Genomic DNA, 17,343 nt, shown 5'->3' with positions numbered 1-17,343 from the left:
CCGCTCGCGGTGAAGGGGCTGCTCGGCCCCCTCGCACGGCGAAGGGGCTGCTCAGCCCCCGGCGCGGCGAAAGGGCTCAGCCTGCCCGGCACGGCCAGGCTCAGCCCGCTCGCGGTGAAGGGGCTGCTCGGCCCCCTCGCACGGCGAAGGGGCTGCTCAGCCCCCGGCGCGGCGAAAGGGCTCAGCCTGCCCGGCACGGCGAAGGGGCCCGCCCGCACCTCCCTCGGGAGGTGCGGGCGGGCCCTTCGCCGTGCCGGGCGCCGGCGGTCTCAGACGACCGGCGCGGGCTGTGAGTCGCGGTCGGCGGCGGAGGAGTCCTCCGACGCGCGGGTCGGCCCGGAGGAGTCGGACTCCGTCTCGTGCCGCCGGCCGAACCGCGGTTTCGCGGCGAGCAGCGGCAGCGCCAGGATGCCCAGGAACACCGGCCCGAACATGTACCGCGCCAGCGGCGCCGGGTTCGCCGCCACCACCGTCAGCTGGAGCGCCAGTGTGATCGACATCAGACCCACCGGAGCCCACGACCGCTGCCGGCGCGAGAACGTCAGCAGTACCGCGTACGCCACGTAGCACCAGGTCCCGCCGCGGAACAGCAGCCACTGGAGCTGCGCCACCTTGCTGGCCTTCCACACGAAGTACGCCACGTCGTGCAGCTGGTCGTTCAGCGGGCGGATCTTCAGGATCGGCCGGTACGGGCTGTCCCGCATCTCGGTGTTCCAGTCCGCCCAGCCGAACAGGTTCTTCGGCACGGACGGAGGGCTGATCAGCGTGTGGCCCATCTTGTCCGCCGGGCCCGGGAACGGCGACCAGGCGATGTGGGAGCGGCAGATGCGCGCCGAGATCATCTGGTCCGGGGTGCGCTTGAGCACCCGCATCCACAGGTCGAGCAGCTGGGTGTTGAGCTCGTCGGCCTTCTTCCGGTTCATCGGCGGCCGCATCGCCCAGTCCGCGTTGTAGCAGTTGGCCGCCCGGCCCGCCCAGTGCGACAGCGGAGCCACCTTCGCCATCAGGTCCTTGTCGGCCTGGGTGAAGGTCTTCGGCACCTTGCCGTAGACGACCGCGATGTCCGCGTAGTTCATCGCGTACACCTGGTCCTTGGTCGGCGTGATCACGCCGATCGCGGGATAGACCACCGTTTGCAGCAGACCGGCGGTCATCGCCGGGATCACCGTGGCGACCAGCACCGCCCGACGCATCCGCGGCAGCACCAGCAGCAGCACGGGCGCGGCCAGGACCGCCACGAGCAGGCCGTTGTTGCGGAACAGGCCCATGCACAGGAAGCCGAGGAACAGCACGGCGACCTCGTTGCGGAACGCCTTGTCCCGGACGGCCTGTCGCCCGCCCATCCGCCGTGCCACGAGCCGCCCGGCCGCACCGAAGGCCAGGACCGCGCCGATGACGAACGGCACGTCCTTCCAGACGAAGATGACGAACGTGCCGATCGACGGCAGCATCGCGCACGCGACCGCGGCCACCGCGCTCACCTTGCCCGGGACCCCGAACTGCCGCAGCGTCACCGTGACGTAGGACAGCGCCACCGCCATGGCGACGGACTGGAGGAACGTCAGCAGCGCCAGGTCACCGGTGATGTTGAGCGACAGCCACACCAGGGCGTCGTAGGCCACCGAGTGGTTGGACATCCAGTGGCCGGTGGTGACGTGCCACACGTATGCGATGGAGTCGTAGCTCATCCCGCCCGGGTAGAACGCCGCCCACCAGATCAGGAAGATCACCTGCGTGGTGGCGTAGACGGCCAGTGGCAGTCGGCGCCGCGCGGGGATCCGTTCCAGGCGCTGCTTCAGGCGCGCTCTGTCGAGGGGGATCGTGGGTGCTTTCAACGCTGCTCCGCGGGCTTGAGGGGCGAGGGGTCGGGGTGCGCGAGCTTCAGCATCCGGGTGATCACCCGCTCGGCGGCGTGCCCGTCGTCGAGGTCGCAGAACACGTCCTTGAACTCGCGGTAGGCCTCCGTGTAGGAGACGCTGATCCGCTCGATGTCGGCGAGCGCGTCGACGAGATCGTCCGAGGTCTGCAGCAGCGGACCGGGGGCCCGCTTCTCGAAGTCGAAGTAGAAGCCACGGAGCTGGTCGCGGTAGTACTCGAGGTCGTACGTGAAGAACAGCATCGGACGGCCCGTGTTGGCGAAGTCGAACATGAGCGACGAGTAGTCCGTGACCAGCACATCCGTGATCAGGAACAGCTCGGCGATGTCCGGGTAGCTGGACACGTCGAAGACGAAGCCGTCACCGGCGCCGGGCACGGCGTCGACGATGTTCGAGTGCTTGCGGACGAGGAGCACATGATCGTCGCCGAGACGCTCGGCGGCCTTCTTCACGTCGATCCGCAGGTCGAACTTGTAGTTGCCCGCCTGGTAGAACTGGTCGTCGCGCCAGGTCGGCGCGTAGAGCACGACCTTCTTCCCCTCCGGCAGGCCGATGCGCTCGCGCACGGTCCGCGCCAGGTCCTCCGTCTTCGCGGAAAGCAGCACGTCGTTGCGCGGGTAGCCGGACTCCAGGATCTCGCCCTCGTACTGGAACGCCCGCTTCATGATCGGCGTCGAGAACCGGTTGGGCGACACCAGGAAGCTCCAGTTCGGCGTCTCCTCCGCGACCTTCGACAGGTACTTGCGGTCCGCGAACTGGACGCTGTCGATGTCGTGGCCGATCCGCTTGAGCGGGGTGCCGTGCCATGTCTGCACGATGACCTGGCCCTCGCGGCGCCGGACCCAGTGCGGCAGGTGCGTGTTGGTGACGATGTACCGGCTGCGGCCGAGCGCCTCGTACCACTCACGGCTCCAGCGCCGCACGACCTTGACGCCCTCGGGGATCTGGGCACGACGGTCCTCCACGACCCACACGTGCTCCAGCTCGGCACCCTGACGCAGCAGCTCCTCGTAGACGGCGCGCGGCGAGTCGGAGAACTGGCGGCCGGAGAAGGAGGCGTACAGGACCGTGTCCCGCAGGGGTGCCGTGCGCGCCTGCGCGTACAGACCGGTGCGCATCTCGCGCTGGCGGAACCAGCCGAACTCCTCGGGCCCCAGGTCGGGAGCGGCCTCGACCAGGAGCCGGTCGAAGAAGCGGTGGGTGAGCGCGTAGTCGCGGCCGCGGACGGTGAAGCGTGTGGGCAGGCCGCCGAGCGCCGACGGAACGGCGCGCACCGGCACCTCGATCCGGCTCTGGGTGGTGCGGGCGAACAGGTACCAGCGGCCCTGGCGCAGCGGCACCTCGCTGATGCTGGCCGGCACCGGCAGGAACTCGGCGTGGAAGGAGCCGTCGGAGACGGTGGCCGGGTAGGCGTGTTCCTCGGCGTGCCGGCTGTGCCGCACCACGACCTCGACCGGCTCGTTCACGGTCACGGGCAGCGTGCCCCGCAGCACGACACGGCCCTCGGGGGTGGCGGAGAGCTCGTCGACCATGGGCTGCACCGGCTGGGTGCGCAGCGTCAGGCGACCCACGCCGTCGTCGGTGACGGCCGCAGTGCGCCCGCCCCAGGTGGCGGTGGGCTTGCCGTCGAGCGGGTACTGCCGGCTCAGGTCGCCCCGCCCGGCCTCGACGGCCACGGGGAACGCGCGTCCGCCGCCGACGACCAGCTCGGCCGTCCACTTGTCGACGACTTCGAGGTTCTTGGAGTCGCGGCCCTCGACGTCCAGGTCGGAGAGCGGAACCCGGGCGGAGAAGCCCTGGCCCTCGGTGCGCTCCGCCGGGTACTGGAGCGTGGCCTCCGACGATCCGTACGTGAGGCGCAGGGTGAGCGGTGCGGCACCGGAGGCCGCCTCGTGGCCGAGGACACCGGTCAGCTCCAGCGATCCGTCCTCGGCGCGGTGGCCGGTCAGCTTGGCGCGGACCCGCTCGACCCGCAGGTACAGGTGCTCGTCGGAGATGTACGGGACGACCCGCACGTCCTTGTCGACCCAGAACGGGGACGGGCTCTCGGCGCTGCCGCTCTCGCCGGCCTTGAGCCGGGTACGGCGCACGATGCCCTGCTGCACGGTGGCGACGGTGACCCGCCACACGCCGTCGCGCCAGCCGCCGCGCGCCTTGAGCTTGGCCGGGTCCAGGTCGAGGGAGAAGCCCGACCAGTCGTAGTTGTGCAGCGACTGGCCCGAGGTCTGCGTGGCGCGCGAGGCGCGGGCGCGGTTGGGCCGCACCACGACCGTGCGCCGGCTGCCGGTCTCGCGCAGCATCAGCACGCGCAGCGCGGTCGGCTGGGGGCGCTCGGCGGCGAGGTTGCGGATGTAGGCGTGGCCGTCGATGTGCAGACGGCCGTCGCGCCAGGCGATCTCCTCGGCGCGGGCGCGGGCGGAGAAGTCGGAGTCCACGCGCAGCACCGCACGCGGCACCGAGCGCTTCTGGTCGATCACCGGGTAGTCGGCGAAGTAGCGCAGACCCTGGCGGACCACCGGGACGGCCCGGCCGGTCTCGCGCTCGAAGGCGAGCAGGTCCATGAGTTCGTCGAGACGGCCCTCACGGATCAGGTGGCACTTCAGTCGCAGCGCCACCGGCAGCCGGGGCATGACGGCCGGGTCGACCCGGCTGAGGAAGTCGGCGGCGCCGGACATGAACAGGTCGCGGAACTCCTCACCGGCCTCGTCGAGGACGCCCATGAAGAGCGGCAGCTCGTCGGTGATGAAGATCTCGTCGTACCAGCGCTTGTGCCGGGCGTACTCCTCGCCCGGCTGGGAGGCCAGGAACCGGCTCACCGAGTCGCACGACCTTATGCGGTCGCGGACGTTGACCGGCTCGGTGCGGCGCTGCGTGATGGAGGGGGCACCACCGGTGCGCTGACGCCACAGGTAGATGGGCTCGCCGAGGACGTCGACGGCCGAGGCCAGGAAGTGCGCCGGCAGGGTGACCGGGGCGTCCTCGTAGAGGATGCCGGGGAACTCGAAGGCGTGCTTGTCCCAGAACGACCGGCGGAAGACCTTGTTCCAGGCGGTGCGGTCGTAAACGAGGTCCTTGTCGCGGCGGATGTGGGTCCGCGTGCGGTCGGTGCGCAGCCGCTTCTGGTGCAGCGGTGAGAAGAGGATCTCGCCGGCCTTGAGCAGGTTGACGTTTCCGCTGACGAAGTCCGAGCCGGACCCCTCGAGGCTGTCGATGCAGCGCTGGTAGGCGTCGGGCAGCACGATGTCGTCGCTGTCGACGAAGGCGAGGAACTCGGTGCCCTCGGTCAGCTGGGCGACACCGGTGTTGCGGGCGGGGCCCAGACCCTTGTTCTTCTGGACGACGACGCGGAACCGCCCGTCCTTCTCCGCCCAGCTCTCGGCGATCGCCAGGCTGCCGTCCGTGGAGCCGTCGTCCACGACGATCGCCTCCCAGTCGGTGAACGTCTGGTCCGCGATCGACTGCAGGCACTCGTCGAGGAACAGTTCCACGTTGTAGACGGGAACGACTAGTGACAGACGGGGAGGCATCTGGGGTACTGCGCCTTTCTCAAGGTGTTCGTCATGACCGGACCTGCCGGACACGGTAGCTCTAGCCTTGCGCCGGGCGGACCGGACGCTCCGGGGAGAGAGCCACTGGGGGCACATCCTCCTCGTTCAGGAAGACCCTGCGCACCACGCGCTCCGAAGCCCGGCCGTCGTCGAACTCGCAGAACCGCCTGCGGAACTCCGTCCGTGCCTTCGCGGAGGTGTCGTCGCACCAACGCCCCGAGAGGAAGACGTCCAAAAGGTCCTCCTCGGTTGCCACGACATGGCCGGGAGACTGGACGTGGATGTCGAAGTAGGTGCCGCGGGTGGCCCGGTAGGTCTCCCAGTCGTTGGCGAAGAGCACGATGGGACGGTCGAGCAGGGCGTAGTCGAACATCAGCGACGAGTAGTCCGTCAGCAGACAGTCGGCCGCGAGGTACAGCTCCTCGACCGAGGGGTGCCCGCTGACGTCGACGATCCCGGAGCCCCCCGCGGAGCCGGGACCCGTGCCCAGGTTGAAGTAGTGCGCCCGCACCAGCACGGTGAAGCCGTCGCCGAGCTGCTCGGCGAGGTGCTCCACGTCGAGCAGCGGACGCGGGACGGCCATGTAGTCGCGGTGGGTCGGCGCGTACAGCACGACCTTGGCGTCGGGCGCGAGGCCGAGCTTCTCGCGGGCCCGCGCCCGGTCCTCGTCGGTGGCGTTCACCAGGACGTCGTTGCGCGGGTAGCCGTAGTCCAGGGAGGTGTACGTGGACGGGTAGGCCCGGTCCCAGACGGCGGTGGTGAAGCTGTTGCTGGAGACGCTGTAGTCCCAGCGGTCGACCCGCTGCATCAGCGTGTCCATCTCCAGCTCGGCCAGGCCCAGCGGGAACTCGACCAGGTCGACGCCCATGCGCTTGAGTGGTGTGCCGTGGTGGGTCTGCACGAAGACCTGTCCCGGCCGCTTGACCACGCGCGTGGGGAAGTTCACGTTGTTGACGAAGTACTTGCTGCGGGCCATCGCGCGCCAGAACTGGAACGAGCCGGGGTGCACGACGGTGGTACCGGGCGGCGGGGTGTTGCGCGCCCCCGGCTTGAGCACCCAGGTGGTGCGGACCTTCGGGGCGAGTTCGCGCAGCTTCTGGTGGATGGCCGCCGGGTTGCAGGCGTAGTCGGCGTTCCAGTACGCGGCGAAGACGGCCGTGTCCTTCTTCACCGGCAGCATCCGCTGCGCCCGGTAGTAGGCCATCAGGACCGCGGTGCGCACCGGCTTCTTCAGCTCGCGCGCGGCGCGGAAGGCCCTGCGGGCGGCGGGGCGCAGCCTGCGCGGGAGCCGGTCGGCGGGGCGGCGGCGCGCGGCGGCCTCCTTGCGGCCACCGTCCTTCGGCTCGCGGTAGCCCGCCGGGCGGTGGGCCCGTTCGGCCTCCAGGCGGCGGGCGCGGAACTCGGCGCGGGCCCCGGCGGGCAGCCGGCCGGGCATCCGCTCGATCACCCCGAGGTGGAAGGTCATGCGCTCGAACAGCGGCCCCTGCCAGCGGGCGAACTCGGGGTGCTCGGCGAGGAACGCGAAGACCAGGTCGTACTGGTCGAACACGTCGAAGTGCTTGCGGCTGGCGGAGGACAGGATGCTGCCCTGGCGCCGCTGGCGGTAGTGGACGCAGACCCGGTCGAGGACGGCGACGGTCTCGGCGGCCACCAGCACCGGGTAGGTCCACGGGGTGTCCTCGTAGTAGCCCGCCGGGTACTCGAAGCCCCAGCGCTCCACGAAGTCGCGGCGGTACGCCTTGTTCCAGGCCACCTGGAGCAGCCCGAGCAGGTCGGGGTGGTCGTCCAGGCGGAACGCGCCGCGCGGGCCGTCGGTGAGCACCGACCGCTTGGCGTTCGGGGAGATCCGGCCGTCCCAGTAGGTGCGGGCGTAGTCGAAGACCAGCAGCTCGGGGTCGCCGGTCTCCTCCAGACGGCGGGCGACGGCGAGCAGGGAGCCGGGCAGCATCGTGTCGTCGCTGTCGAGGAACAGCAGGTAGGTGCCCCTGGCTCGGGCCATGCCCACGTTTCTCGCCCGGCCCAGTCCCACGTTCTCCTCGAGCTGCACCGCCATCACGCGCGGGTCCGCGGCGGCGTACTCGGCCATGATCTCGCCGCAGGCGTCGGGCGAGGCGTCGTTGACCGCGATGATCTCGAAGTCCTTGAACGACTGGCTCAGCACGGAGTCGAAGCAGTCGCGCAGATACGCCTCGACGCCGTACGCCGGGATGACGATGCTGAACCGCGGTGCGGTGGCCTGCTGCTCTTCGGCCGGGGTGGGAGTCATGTGGGCTGGGCTTTCGACAGGGGGGAAGGCGGGGAGCGATGCGGCGCGGGACGGTGGGGGTCGTGGTCTCCCGCCCCGCGCGAGGCGATCACTCGGATCTGGTCAGGGCGTACCCGAGCAGGCGGCGCACGGCGTCCGACCGGCGGTGGCGCAGCGCTCCGGGGAGCAGGGTCAGCGCGTGCAGCCGCATGGACAGGTGCCGCCGGGCGGATCGGGCGGCCTTGGGCCAGCCGTGCCGGTCGAGGTCGTCGGCCACCTCGTTGAAGAACCGGACGGCCTCGCCGAACCGGGCGCCGGTGAGGGCCTCGGCCGAGGAGAGGCTGCCCGAGTGGCGCCGGTAGCGGAAGGCCAGGGCCGGGTCGACGACCAGCTTCTCACCGCGCCGGATCAGCTCGATGATCATCGCCAGGTCCTGGATGACCGACAGGTCCTCGCGGAAGTTGACGGCCCTGACGGCGTCGGTGCGCCAGCAGATCGACGGGAAGTACAGCCAGTTGCCGCCGAGCAAATTCGCCGCGAGGGGCTCGCCCGACAGGACCAGCCGCTCGCCGTTGTTCTTCGGCGCGTACAGCCGCCGCTTGACCTCGTCGCCCAGCGTGGTGGACGGGGCGCCGTTCTCGTCGATGACCTCGACGCCCGGCTGGTAGATCGCCGCGTCCGGCTCGGCCTCGACGGCGGCGCGGATCGTCTCGACGTACGTCGGCAGCAGCAGGTCGTCGCTGCCGAGCATGGTGAAGTGCGTCGACTCCACCAGGTCCACGCACTTGCGGAAGTTGCCGGTGATGCCGAGGTTCTGCTCGTTGCGCAGGTAGCGGACGCGGCTGTCGCCGAGGGAGGCGAACCACTCCGGTACGCCCTCCTCACGGCCGTCGTCGACGACGGTGAGCCGCCAGTCCTTGTCCGTCTGGTCGAGCACGCTGCCCACGGCGGCCTGCATCAGGCCCGTGTCGCCGTAGTGCGGCAGCATGATGTCGAGGGTCTGCACCTGCCTCACTTGCCCTTCCGGCCGAGCGAGGAGCGACGCGTGAACGCGAGCAGCAGGATCATCCCGATGCGGCCGAGGTAGAGGGTGGCCTTCCAGGGGGACTGGCTCGGGGTGCCGGTCACCCGGGGGCGCATCGCGACGGGCACCTGCTCGACGCGGTAGCCGGCCCGTACCACGGCGACCGTCGACTCCACGGTGTCGCCGAGGTACTCGACGGGGTACCAGCGGGCGAACGCGGTGATCAGGTCGCGGTCGCAGGCGCGGAAGCCGGAAGTGACGTCGGTGAGCTTGGTGCGCGCCATGCGCGAGATCCAGAAGGCGAGGACGAGCATGGCCCAGCGGCGCGGGCCGCGGGCCTCGTAGTCGCCGGTGCCGGCGAACCGGGCGCCCATGACCAGGTCGGCGCCGGCGTCCAGCCGGGCCAGCAGTTCGGGAACGTTGCGCGGGTCGTGCTGGCCGTCGGCGTCGACCTGGATGGCCACGTCGTAGCCGCGGTCGTGCGCGAACTTGTAGCCGGCCCGCATCGCGCCGCCCACACCGAGGTTGTAGGGCAGCCTCATCACGGTCGCGCCGGCGGCGCGGGCGACGGCCGCCGTCTCGTCGGTGGAGCCGTCGTCCACGACGAGGACGTCCGCACCCGGAAGCGCGGTGTGGACCTCCTTGACGACGTCGGCCACGCCCTCCGCCTCGTTCAGCGCGGGCATGATGATCAGTACACGCTTGCCGTCGATCACTTCGCGCTCCCCCGTTCGGCAGATGCGGTCGGGGCCTCTTGCTCGGCGAGCCGGGCCCGCAGCTCCTGGACGTCGATCCGGAGCAGCGCCACCTCCTCGGAGAGCGTGCGGCCCTCCTCCTCCAGGTGGCCGACCTCCCAGCTGAGCTGGAGGCAGACGATGAAGAGGAACGCCACGCTCAGGAACAGGATCAGGCTGACGCCCGAGGCCACCCCGACCACACGGGCCACCGAGTCCAGACCGGAGGGGAAGAAGCCGAGCGGAATGATCACCAGGCCGGTGAGCACCCACAGGAACGCGTACTTCTCCTTGAGCTTGCGGCGGCGCAGTAGCTCGACGATGCACAGGACGAGAATGACTCCGGTGACCGAGGTCAGCATCCACAACTTCATGCCGCACTCCGGTGTATCGGACGACTCATGGAAAGGGCCTGTCTACTCTTCCAAGGGGTGTACCAGGGGATGTGCCGGTGCGCACGGCCACAGACGGAGGCCGTCGACTGCAGTCCGTTGTCCGCCGTAATGCTTACGGAGAGTGATCGAATGATGATCGCTTTGATGAATGCAGCGAGCGGTAGCCTACACGAGAGCGAACAACCAGAGTCATGAAGGTGACCACCGCGAACGACCCGGCGGTGTATGCCACCTCGACCCGGGTGCGCAGCTCGAGCGAACTCAGCGTGACCGCCACCAGTACCACCGTACCGACGATCCACGCCATGAGCTGCATGCGAGCCCCGCCGCTCGTCAGCAGCGCCTGGCCCAGCACCATGGCCAGCATGTACAGGGTCGTGCCGAGCGAGAGCCAGGCGAAGTCCGTCGCCCCGAGCACGTCCGGCGCCCCGAACACCGCCGGCAGCAGCACCGGTCCGAGCGCCACCGCGCCGATCCCGCCGGCCACCCCCAGCCCGCCGGTGATCGTCGCGGCCCGCAGCAGCAGCCGCCGGTAACCCTGGGTGTCCCCTTCGGCCGCCGCCGACGACAGGCCGGCGAGCAGCGACACCTGGAAGGCACCGAAGACGAACAGCGGCACCCGGGCCAGCACCAGCGCCGACAGCAGCGCCGCGACCAGCGCGTCGTTGTCCGTCGAGATCAACTTGGTGCTGATCACCGCGATGTTGACCAGCAACTGGGCCAGAAGAGTGGATCCGACGAGCAGCCCGAGGTGCTCGATCAGGTCACGCCAGTGCGCCGGCGCACCCGGTCGCGCCCCCTTGAAGACCGGGCCGAGCGTCGCGAGCACCGACAGCAGCGGGGCCGCCGTGAGCACCGCCGCGAAGGCGAACACCGACTGCACACCGGCCACCGCCAGCGCCCCGGACAGCACGATCCGCAGCAGACCGTCCAGACCGAGCTGCACCCCGTACGCCTGGAAACGGCCCAGCCCGGCCAGCACACCCCGCGTCACGTACGCCACGGCCAGCGACGCGAACGCCCCGCCGAGAGCGAGCACCAGGCTCGTGTCCCCGTGGAAGAACACGTCGGCGATCCGCCGGGCGAACAGCGCGAGCGGGACGAGCACCACCGCGAGCAGCCCGAGCGAGAGCACCGCACCGCGCCGCAGCACCGGCAGCGCCCCGTCGCCGCGCACCACGCGGCCGGCCACGAGTCGGGTGATCTCCTGCTCGACCGGGAAGAACAGCCCGAGGCCGATGGAGAAGACCACCGTCCACAGGACCGAGAAGCTCGCCATGTCGTCGACGGCGAGGGTGTGACCCGCCGCCGCCAGATGGACGTAGCTGGCGGCGCCGAGCACCGCCGTCCCGGCGCCCACGAAGGCCGTGCCCTGGGGCAGTGCCGTGGTGATGCGGTCGAGGAGACTCACGCGTCCGTCCGCCCGCCCGGAGCGATCACCTTCAGGGCCTCGGCGAGCTGGTCGCGCCAGTGCGGCTGAACCGCCACACCCGCCTGGGCCCACCGGTCGTGCGCGAGCACGCTGAACGCGGGCCGACGGGCCGGCCGCACGAACTTCTCCGAGGTCGTCGGGCGCACCCGCTCGGGGTCCAGGCCGGTCAGCTCGAACGCGGCCCGGGCCAGGTCGAACCAGGTGCCCGTGCCGGACGCGGTGCCGTGGTAGACCCCGGCCGGCGCCCTGCCCGCAACGGCCGCCTCGCCCAGGTCGGCGATCTGGCGGGCGAGCGCGACGGTCCAGGTCGGCTGGCCGCGCTGGTCGTCGACCACGTCCACCGTCTCGTGCCGGCCGGCCAGGTTCAGCATGGTCGCGACGAAGTTGCGCCCGTGGGCGCCGTACAGCCACGCCGTGCGCACCACGTAGCCGCGCTCGGGCAGCAGCCCGGTGACCGCCCGCTCGCCGACGAGCTTGCCGCGCCCGTAGGCGTTCACCGGCGAGGTCGGGGCGTCGTGCGGGTACGGCTCGGTGGCGTCGCCGGGGAAGACGTAGTCGGTGGAGACCTGTATGAGCGCGGCGTCGCCCTCCGCGCACGCCTCGGCGAGCACCCGCGGGCCCTCGCCGTTGATCCGGGTGGCGGCTGCCTCCTCGGACTCGGCGCCGTCCACGTCGGTCCACGCGGCGGTGTTCACCACGACGTCGTGGCCGGCCACCGCGGCGCGCACCGCGGCGGCGTCGGTGATGTCCAGTTCCCGGCGGGTGAGCGCGGTGACCGTGTCCGCGCCCCGCTCGGCGAGCACCTCGGTGAGGTCACGGCCGAGCATGCCGCCCGCGCCGGTGATCAGCCAGCGGGTCATTGCGGAAGCGCCGCCTTCGCCTTCAGCGGCTCCCACCAGGCGCGGTTGTCGCGGTACCACTGGACGGTGTCGGCCAGGCCCTGCTCGAACGTGACGAGCGGCCGGTAGCCGAGCTCCTCCTGGATCTTGGCGATCGACAGGGAGTAGCGCAGGTCGTGGCCCTTGCGGTCGGCGACGTGCTCCACCATGTCCCAGCCCGCGCCGCAGGCCTCGAGGAGCATGCCGGTGAGCTCCTTGTTGGTCACCTCGGTGCCGCCGCCGATGTGGTAGACCTCACCGGCCCGGCCGCCGCGCAGCACCATCTCGATGCCCCGGCAGTGGTCGGAGACGTGCAGCCAGTCGCGCACGTTCAGACCCTCGCCGTACAGCGGCACCTTCTTGCCGTCCAGCAGGTTCGTGGTGAACAGCGGGATCATCTTCTCGGGGAAGTGGTACTGCCCGTAGTTGTTGGAGCAGCGGGTGACCACGACGTCCATGCCGTGCGTGCGGTGGTACGACAGCGCGAGCAGGTCCGAGCCGGCCTTCGAGGCCGAGTACGGCGAGTTCGGCGCCAGCGGCCAGTCCTCGGTCCACGAGCCCTCGGCGATCGAGCCGTACACCTCGTCCGTGGAGACGTGGACGAACCGGCTCACACCGTGCCGCTTCGCGGCGTCGAGCAGCACCTGGGTGCCCAGCACGTTCGTGGTCACGAACGGCGAGGAGTCCGCGATCGAGCGGTCCACGTGAGACTCGGCGGCGAAGTGCACCACCGCGTCCTGGCCGCGCATCACGTCGTCGACCGTCGCGACGTCGCGGATGTCGCCGTGGACGAAGGTGTAACCCGCCTTGTCGGCCACCGGCGCGAGGTTGTCCTCGTTGCCGGAGTAGGTCAGGTTGTCCAGGACCGTGACCTGGGCGCCGTCGCCCGAGGGCAGCTCGCCGAGAAGCAGTGCGCGCACGAACTGTGAACCGATGAACCCGGCGCCGCCGGTGACTAGAATCTTCATAAGAACCAGCATTGTATGGGCACCGTCTCGGCCCTCGTGTCCGTGACCGTCGTCACGGGAGGGGTGTCCGAAGCGGTTCGGGCCCTGCCGTAGGCTGCGTGCTCATGCGTGGAATTCTGCTCGCCGGTGGTACCGGTTCCCGACTGTGGCCGATCACCCGTGCGGTGTCGAAACAGCTGATGCCGGTCTTCGACAAGCCGATGATCTATTACCCCCTGTCCACCCTGGTCATGGCCGGGCTGCGGGACATCCTGATCATCACGGGTCCCGTCGAGCGCCCCCAGTTCGAGCGCCTTCTGGGTGACGGCTCGGATCTCGGGCTGAACATCGAGTTCGCCACGCAGGAGCAGCCCAACGGAATTGCCGAGGCATTCGTCATCGGCGAGGAATTCATCGGCGACGAGTCCGTCGCGCTGATCCTCGGCGACAACATCTTCCACGGCGTCGGCCTCGGCCGGCAGCTCGCCCGCTACACCGAGCCCGAGGGCGGTGTGGTCTTCGCCCACGCCGTCTCCGACCCGACCGCGTACGGCGTCGTCGACTTCGACGAGCAGGGCCGCGCCCGCTCGATCGAGGAGAAGCCGAAGCAGCCCAAGTCCCGCTACGCGGTGCCGGGCCTGTACTTCTACGACAGCCGGGTCGTCGAGGTCGCCAAGGGCCTCGAGCCCAGCGGACGCGGCGAGCTGGAGATCACCGACGTCAACAAGTACTACCTCGACCGCGGCGAGCTGCAGGTCTCGGTCCTCGACCGGGGCACCGTCTGGCTCGACACCGGCACCTTCCAGTCCCTCGTCCAGGCCTCCGAGTACGTGCGGGTGGTCGAGGAGCGCCAGGGCATGAAGATCGGCTGCCTCGAGGAGGCCGCCTGGCGCTCCGGGTTCATCGACGACACCCGGCTGCGCGAGCTGGCCGAACCGCTCACCAAGAGCGGGTACGGCGACTACCTGCTCGACCTGCTCGCACACGGCGCCTGAGAGAGGACGGACCGGATCCGATGAAGGTGAACCCCCTCGGCATCGAGGGCGCCTGGGAGTTCGTCCCCCAGCAGCACGGGGACGCCCGCGGCCTCTTCCTGGAGTGGTACAAGGCCGAGCACATGGCCGAGGCCGTCGGCCACCCGCTCGACCTGAAGCAGGGCAACCTCTCCGTCTCCGCGGCCGGTGTCGTGCGCGGCATCCACTTCGCCGACGTGCCCCCCGGGCAGGCGAAGTACGTGACCTGTGTGCGCGGCGCCGTGCTCGACGTGATCGTCGACGTGCGGGTCGGCTCGCCGACCTTCGGCCGGTGGGAGACGGTGCGCCTCGACGACCAGGAGCGCCGGGCCGTCTACCTGTCCGAGGGCCTCGGTCACGGTTTCTGCGCGCTGACCGACGACGCCACCGTCACCTACCTCTGCTCCGAGGGCTACGCCCCCCGGCGCGAGCGGACCGTCCACCCCCTCGACCCGGCCATCGGCATCGAGTGGCCGGTCGCCGGCGAACCCGAGCTGTCGGCCAAGGACGCCCAGGGCCCGACGCTGGCCGAGGCGCGCGAGGCGGGGATCCTGCCGGTGTACGAGGAGTGCGTGGCCTTCCGCGCGTCGCTGGCCGACCGGGGCTGACCCCGGGGAGCCCGGCCTCTCCGGGCTCCCCGCGTCGCTGCGGCGCGTGCCTGTGTCGCCGCGCCGGGTTTTGGTGGCGGGTGCCTGTGTCGCCGTGCCGGGTCTTTCGTGCCGGGCTCACCTGTCCCCGGGCCCGCGTGCTTCTGCCGGGGCCGGGGCGGCAGTGATCCTGCCGCCCGGGCTGACCGGCTCCGCCGGCTCCGGGAAGCCTCCTCGTCCGACCGGCTCCGGGAAGCCTCCTCGTCCGACCGGCGAAACGAAAAGGCGGTGTTCCCTCTCTCTCGCGTAGATTGCCTGGCGTGCCGTGCCGGCGATGTACGCGGCGCGAGGGACCGCCGAGTGAGGACGACGCAGGTGACAGTGGCAAGGCAGCGCGTGGTGGCAGCTCGCAGGATCGTGGTGAAGGTGGGCTCCTCGTCGCTGACCACCGCCTCCGGCGGACTGGACGCCGACCGCGTCGACGCGCTCGTCGACGTCCTCGCCAAGAGCCGCAGCGGGGGAGAGAAGGAGATCGTCCTCGTCTCCTCCGGTGCCATCGCCGCCGGCCTCGCCCCGCTGGGCCTGCGGCGCCGGCCCAGGGACCTCGCCCGCCAGCAGGCCGCCGCCAGCGTCGGCCAGGGCCTGCTGGTCGCCCGCTACACGGCCTCCTTCGCCCGCTACGGCGTCCGCGTCGGCCAGGTGCTGCTGACGTCCGACGACATGAGCCGCCGGGCCCACCACCGCAACGCCTCCCGCACCCTGGACAAGCTCCTCGCCATGGGTGCCTTGCCGATCGTCAACGAGAACGACACCGTCGCCACCGACGAGATCCGCTTCGGCGACAACGACCGCCTCGCCGCGCTCGTCGCCCACCTCGTCCACGCCGACCTGCTGGTCCTGCTGTCCGACGTGGACGGCGTGTACGACGGCGACCCCGGCCGACCCGGCACCTCGCGGATCGCGGAGGTTCACGAACCCGCCGACCTCGCGGGCGTCGAGATCGGCAGCGCAGGCAAGGCGGGCGTCGGCACCGGCGGCATGGTCACCAAGGTCGAGGCCGCCCGGATCGCGGCCGCCGCGGGCATCCCCGTCGTTCTGACCAGCGCCGTCCACGCGGCCGACGCCCTGACCGGCGGCGACACCGGCACCTACTTCCACCCCACCGGCAAGCGCTCCGCCGACCGGCTGCTGTGGCTCCAGCACGCCTCCACCCCGCAGGGCTCGCTCACCCTGGACGACGGGGCGGTCCGCGCGGTCGTCGAGCGCCGCACCTCGCTCCTGCCCGCCGGGATCGCGGCCGTCGAGGGCGAGTTCAGCGCGGGCGACCCCGTCGAGCTGCGCGACGGCCGGGGACACGCGGTCGCCCGCGGTCTCGTCAACTTCGACGCCAAGGAGATCCCCCGGCTGATCGGGCGGTCCACCCGGGACCTCGCCCGCGAGCTGGGCGCCGAGTACGAGCGGGAGGTCGTCCACCGGGACGACCTGGTGATCCTGCACCCCTGAGGCACTCGAACGTCCTCTCCCGGACGCCCTCGAACGGTCCGTACCGGTGGGGGACGTTCCGTGAAACCGCCCCGCGGAGCCGTGCGGCCTGCTCAACTTTGTTGCTGGGACACATTCCGCGGGACACGTTCCGCACGAGCGCTGCGTAAAGGAGGCCGTCGTGAGACGAGTGCGCCCTGGGGTGGCGGCGGCCCGTGGCAGTACCGGCGGCACGGGGACGGCGTCCGCGCGGACGGCCGGCGAGGAGCGCGCCCTGACCAGCGTCGCGGCCGGGGACCACTACCGGGAACCGCACGGCGACGGGCCGGAGGGTCCACGCCCGGGGGACCTGCCCCGGCTCTGGCACGTCACGCTGAGCGTCTCCGGCGGCAGAGCCCCGCTGAGCGAGGTGCGGCGCGCCCTCGAACAGCTCGCCCACGACCACCCCTTCCTCCTGACCAGCCGCTACGCCGTCGACCACGCGGAGATCCGCTACTGGGAGGAGGCCCGCGACCTGCACGACGCGGCCGCCGTCGCCCTGCGCCTGTGGGGCGAACACCGTCAGACGGCCGGACTGCCGCCGTGGGAGATCGTCGGCCTGGAGGTCATCGACCGCCAGACCTACCACCAGCGCATCGCCGAGGGCTACGGCCCGCCACCGGCCACCCCCGTCGGGGTCCACCCCTACTGAGTCGTGCCCGACGGGGTCCCGCCCCCCGGCCCTCCCCACCGGGCGTCCCCGCGGGGCTCCCCCTGCGGCTTGCGCCGGGCGGGTTCGCCCGTCGGGGTTCGCCCGGTGGGGTTCGCTTCTGCCTGGGTCCACGCCCCACGGGGTCGCCGCGCCGGGTTCACCTGTCAGGTTTGCTTTGTGGGGGTTCGCGCGCCGGTCGGGTCCCCCTCTGTGGGGTCGACCGCTGTCAGGTCCACCCGTGGAGGGCGCCCCCGCCCCGTTCCTCTGCCGGGTTCGCCGCCCTTCGGGTTCACGTGCCGGGTTCACCTGCCGGGTTCGCCGCCCGTAGGGGTTCGGCGAGGGGAACGCCCGGGCGGCCACCGCCGGCTTCCACCGGCCGCGCGCACCGGCTCCGTCCTACCGGCGTCCCACCCGGGGAAGGGGCCGCGGAGGCGTCTCGGCGCATGTCTCGGGGTGTGGAACGAGCCGTGAAGAGGCCCCTCCGGCGCAC

The 17,343-nt window shown here is 71.2% G+C and carries 13 protein-coding genes; 4 read left to right on the top strand and 9 right to left on the bottom strand.

The genetic code is table 11. From position 1 onward, the window contains the following. Nucleotides 1-269 precede the first annotated feature (269 nt). From ACZ4YY_RS07450 to rfbB, 9 genes are all read right to left on the bottom strand, one after another. Entirely contained in the window at nucleotides 270-1,835 is a 1,566-nt protein-coding gene (locus tag ACZ4YY_RS07450; RefSeq protein ID WP_468284797.1) for a DUF6020 family protein, read from the bottom strand. Continuing rightward, nucleotides 1,832-5,404 (bottom strand): bifunctional glycosyltransferase/CDP-glycerol:glycerophosphate glycerophosphotransferase, encoded by a 3,573-nt coding sequence (locus ACZ4YY_RS07445; protein ID WP_468284795.1) that lies wholly within the window; start codon nucleotides 5,402-5,404, stop codon nucleotides 1,832-1,834. Before ACZ4YY_RS07445 ends, ACZ4YY_RS07450 begins: the two co-directional genes overlap by 4 nt. Before the next feature lie 61 nt (nucleotides 5,405-5,465). Continuing rightward, nucleotides 5,466-7,691: a bifunctional glycosyltransferase/CDP-glycerol:glycerophosphate glycerophosphotransferase gene (locus tag ACZ4YY_RS07440; RefSeq protein WP_468284793.1), complete on the bottom strand. Its 2,226-nt coding sequence runs from the start codon at nucleotides 7,689-7,691 to the stop codon at nucleotides 5,466-5,468. Between the two features lie 88 nt (nucleotides 7,692-7,779). Then, nucleotides 7,780-8,685, bottom strand: a complete 906-nt coding sequence (locus ACZ4YY_RS07435; protein WP_468284791.1) for a glycosyltransferase family 2 protein — start codon at nucleotides 8,683-8,685, stop codon at nucleotides 7,780-7,782. Next, on the bottom strand, nucleotides 8,682-9,410 hold the full coding sequence (locus ACZ4YY_RS07430; RefSeq protein WP_468284789.1) for a glycosyltransferase family 2 protein: 729 nt from the start codon (nucleotides 9,408-9,410) through the stop codon (nucleotides 8,682-8,684). Before ACZ4YY_RS07430 ends, ACZ4YY_RS07435 begins: the two co-directional genes overlap by 4 nt. Next, nucleotides 9,407-9,802 (bottom strand): DUF2304 domain-containing protein, encoded by a 396-nt coding sequence (locus tag ACZ4YY_RS07425; protein WP_468284787.1) that lies wholly within the window; start codon nucleotides 9,800-9,802, stop codon nucleotides 9,407-9,409. Before ACZ4YY_RS07425 ends, ACZ4YY_RS07430 begins: the two co-directional genes overlap by 4 nt. Before the next feature lie 133 nt (nucleotides 9,803-9,935). Next, complete coding sequence (locus ACZ4YY_RS07420; RefSeq protein ID WP_468284785.1) at nucleotides 9,936-11,234, bottom strand: lipopolysaccharide biosynthesis protein; 1,299 nt, start codon at nucleotides 11,232-11,234, stop codon at nucleotides 9,936-9,938. Beyond that, complete coding sequence (gene rfbD / locus ACZ4YY_RS07415; protein WP_468284783.1) at nucleotides 11,231-12,115, bottom strand: dTDP-4-dehydrorhamnose reductase; 885 nt, start codon at nucleotides 12,113-12,115, stop codon at nucleotides 11,231-11,233. The genes ACZ4YY_RS07420 and rfbD overlap by 4 nt, the downstream gene beginning before the upstream one ends. Then, nucleotides 12,112-13,101: a dTDP-glucose 4,6-dehydratase gene (gene rfbB / locus ACZ4YY_RS07410; RefSeq protein ID WP_468284781.1), complete on the bottom strand. Its 990-nt coding sequence runs from the start codon at nucleotides 13,099-13,101 to the stop codon at nucleotides 12,112-12,114. The genes rfbD and rfbB overlap by 4 nt, the downstream gene beginning before the upstream one ends. Before the next feature lie 104 nt (nucleotides 13,102-13,205). On the opposite strand from rfbB, the gene rfbA reads away from it, so the two are divergent. From rfbA to ACZ4YY_RS07390, 4 genes are all read left to right on the top strand, one after another. Further along, nucleotides 13,206-14,075, top strand: a complete 870-nt coding sequence (rfbA, locus tag ACZ4YY_RS07405; protein WP_468284779.1) for a glucose-1-phosphate thymidylyltransferase RfbA — start codon at nucleotides 13,206-13,208, stop codon at nucleotides 14,073-14,075. A gap of 20 nt (nucleotides 14,076-14,095) precedes the next feature. Continuing rightward, entirely contained in the window at nucleotides 14,096-14,701 is a 606-nt protein-coding gene (gene rfbC / locus ACZ4YY_RS07400; RefSeq protein ID WP_468284777.1) for a dTDP-4-dehydrorhamnose 3,5-epimerase, read from the top strand. Between the two features lie 375 nt (nucleotides 14,702-15,076). Beyond that, complete coding sequence (proB, locus tag ACZ4YY_RS07395) at nucleotides 15,077-16,183, top strand: glutamate 5-kinase (RefSeq protein WP_468285277.1); 1,107 nt, start codon at nucleotides 15,077-15,079, stop codon at nucleotides 16,181-16,183. A 160-nt stretch (nucleotides 16,184-16,343) separates the two neighbouring features. Further along, nucleotides 16,344-16,853 carry a hypothetical protein gene (locus ACZ4YY_RS07390; RefSeq protein ID WP_468284775.1) on the top strand — a complete coding sequence of 170 codons (510 nt, stop codon included), beginning with the start codon at nucleotides 16,344-16,346 and terminating at the stop codon, nucleotides 16,851-16,853. Nucleotides 16,854-17,343: the final 490 nt, after the last annotated feature.

The sequence above is a fragment of the Streptomyces sp. NPDC030143 genome (assembly GCF_055573695.1).
Note: the sequence above shows the minus strand (reverse complement) of the source record. Positions and strands in the feature narration are given on the sequence as shown.

Excerpts from the sequence above, each read along its gene's own strand:
- ACZ4YY_RS07445 (WP_468284795.1), bottom strand. The coding sequence starts at position 5,404 with ATGCCTCCCCGTCTGTCACTAGTCGTTCCCGTCTACAACGTGGAACTG.
- ACZ4YY_RS07440 (WP_468284793.1), bottom strand. The coding sequence starts at position 7,691 with ATGACTCCCACCCCGGCCGAAGAGCAGCAGGCCACCGCACCGCGGTTC.
- ACZ4YY_RS07425 (WP_468284787.1), bottom strand. The coding sequence starts at position 9,802 with ATGAAGTTGTGGATGCTGACCTCGGTCACCGGAGTCATTCTCGTCCTG.
- rfbD (WP_468284783.1), bottom strand. The coding sequence starts at position 12,115 with ATGACCCGCTGGCTGATCACCGGCGCGGGCGGCATGCTCGGCCGTGAC.
- rfbB (WP_468284781.1), bottom strand. The coding sequence starts at position 13,101 with ATGAAGATTCTAGTCACCGGCGGCGCCGGGTTCATCGGTTCACAGTTC.
- rfbA (WP_468284779.1), top strand. The coding sequence starts at position 13,206 with ATGCGTGGAATTCTGCTCGCCGGTGGTACCGGTTCCCGACTGTGGCCG.
- rfbC (WP_468284777.1), top strand. The coding sequence starts at position 14,096 with ATGAAGGTGAACCCCCTCGGCATCGAGGGCGCCTGGGAGTTCGTCCCC.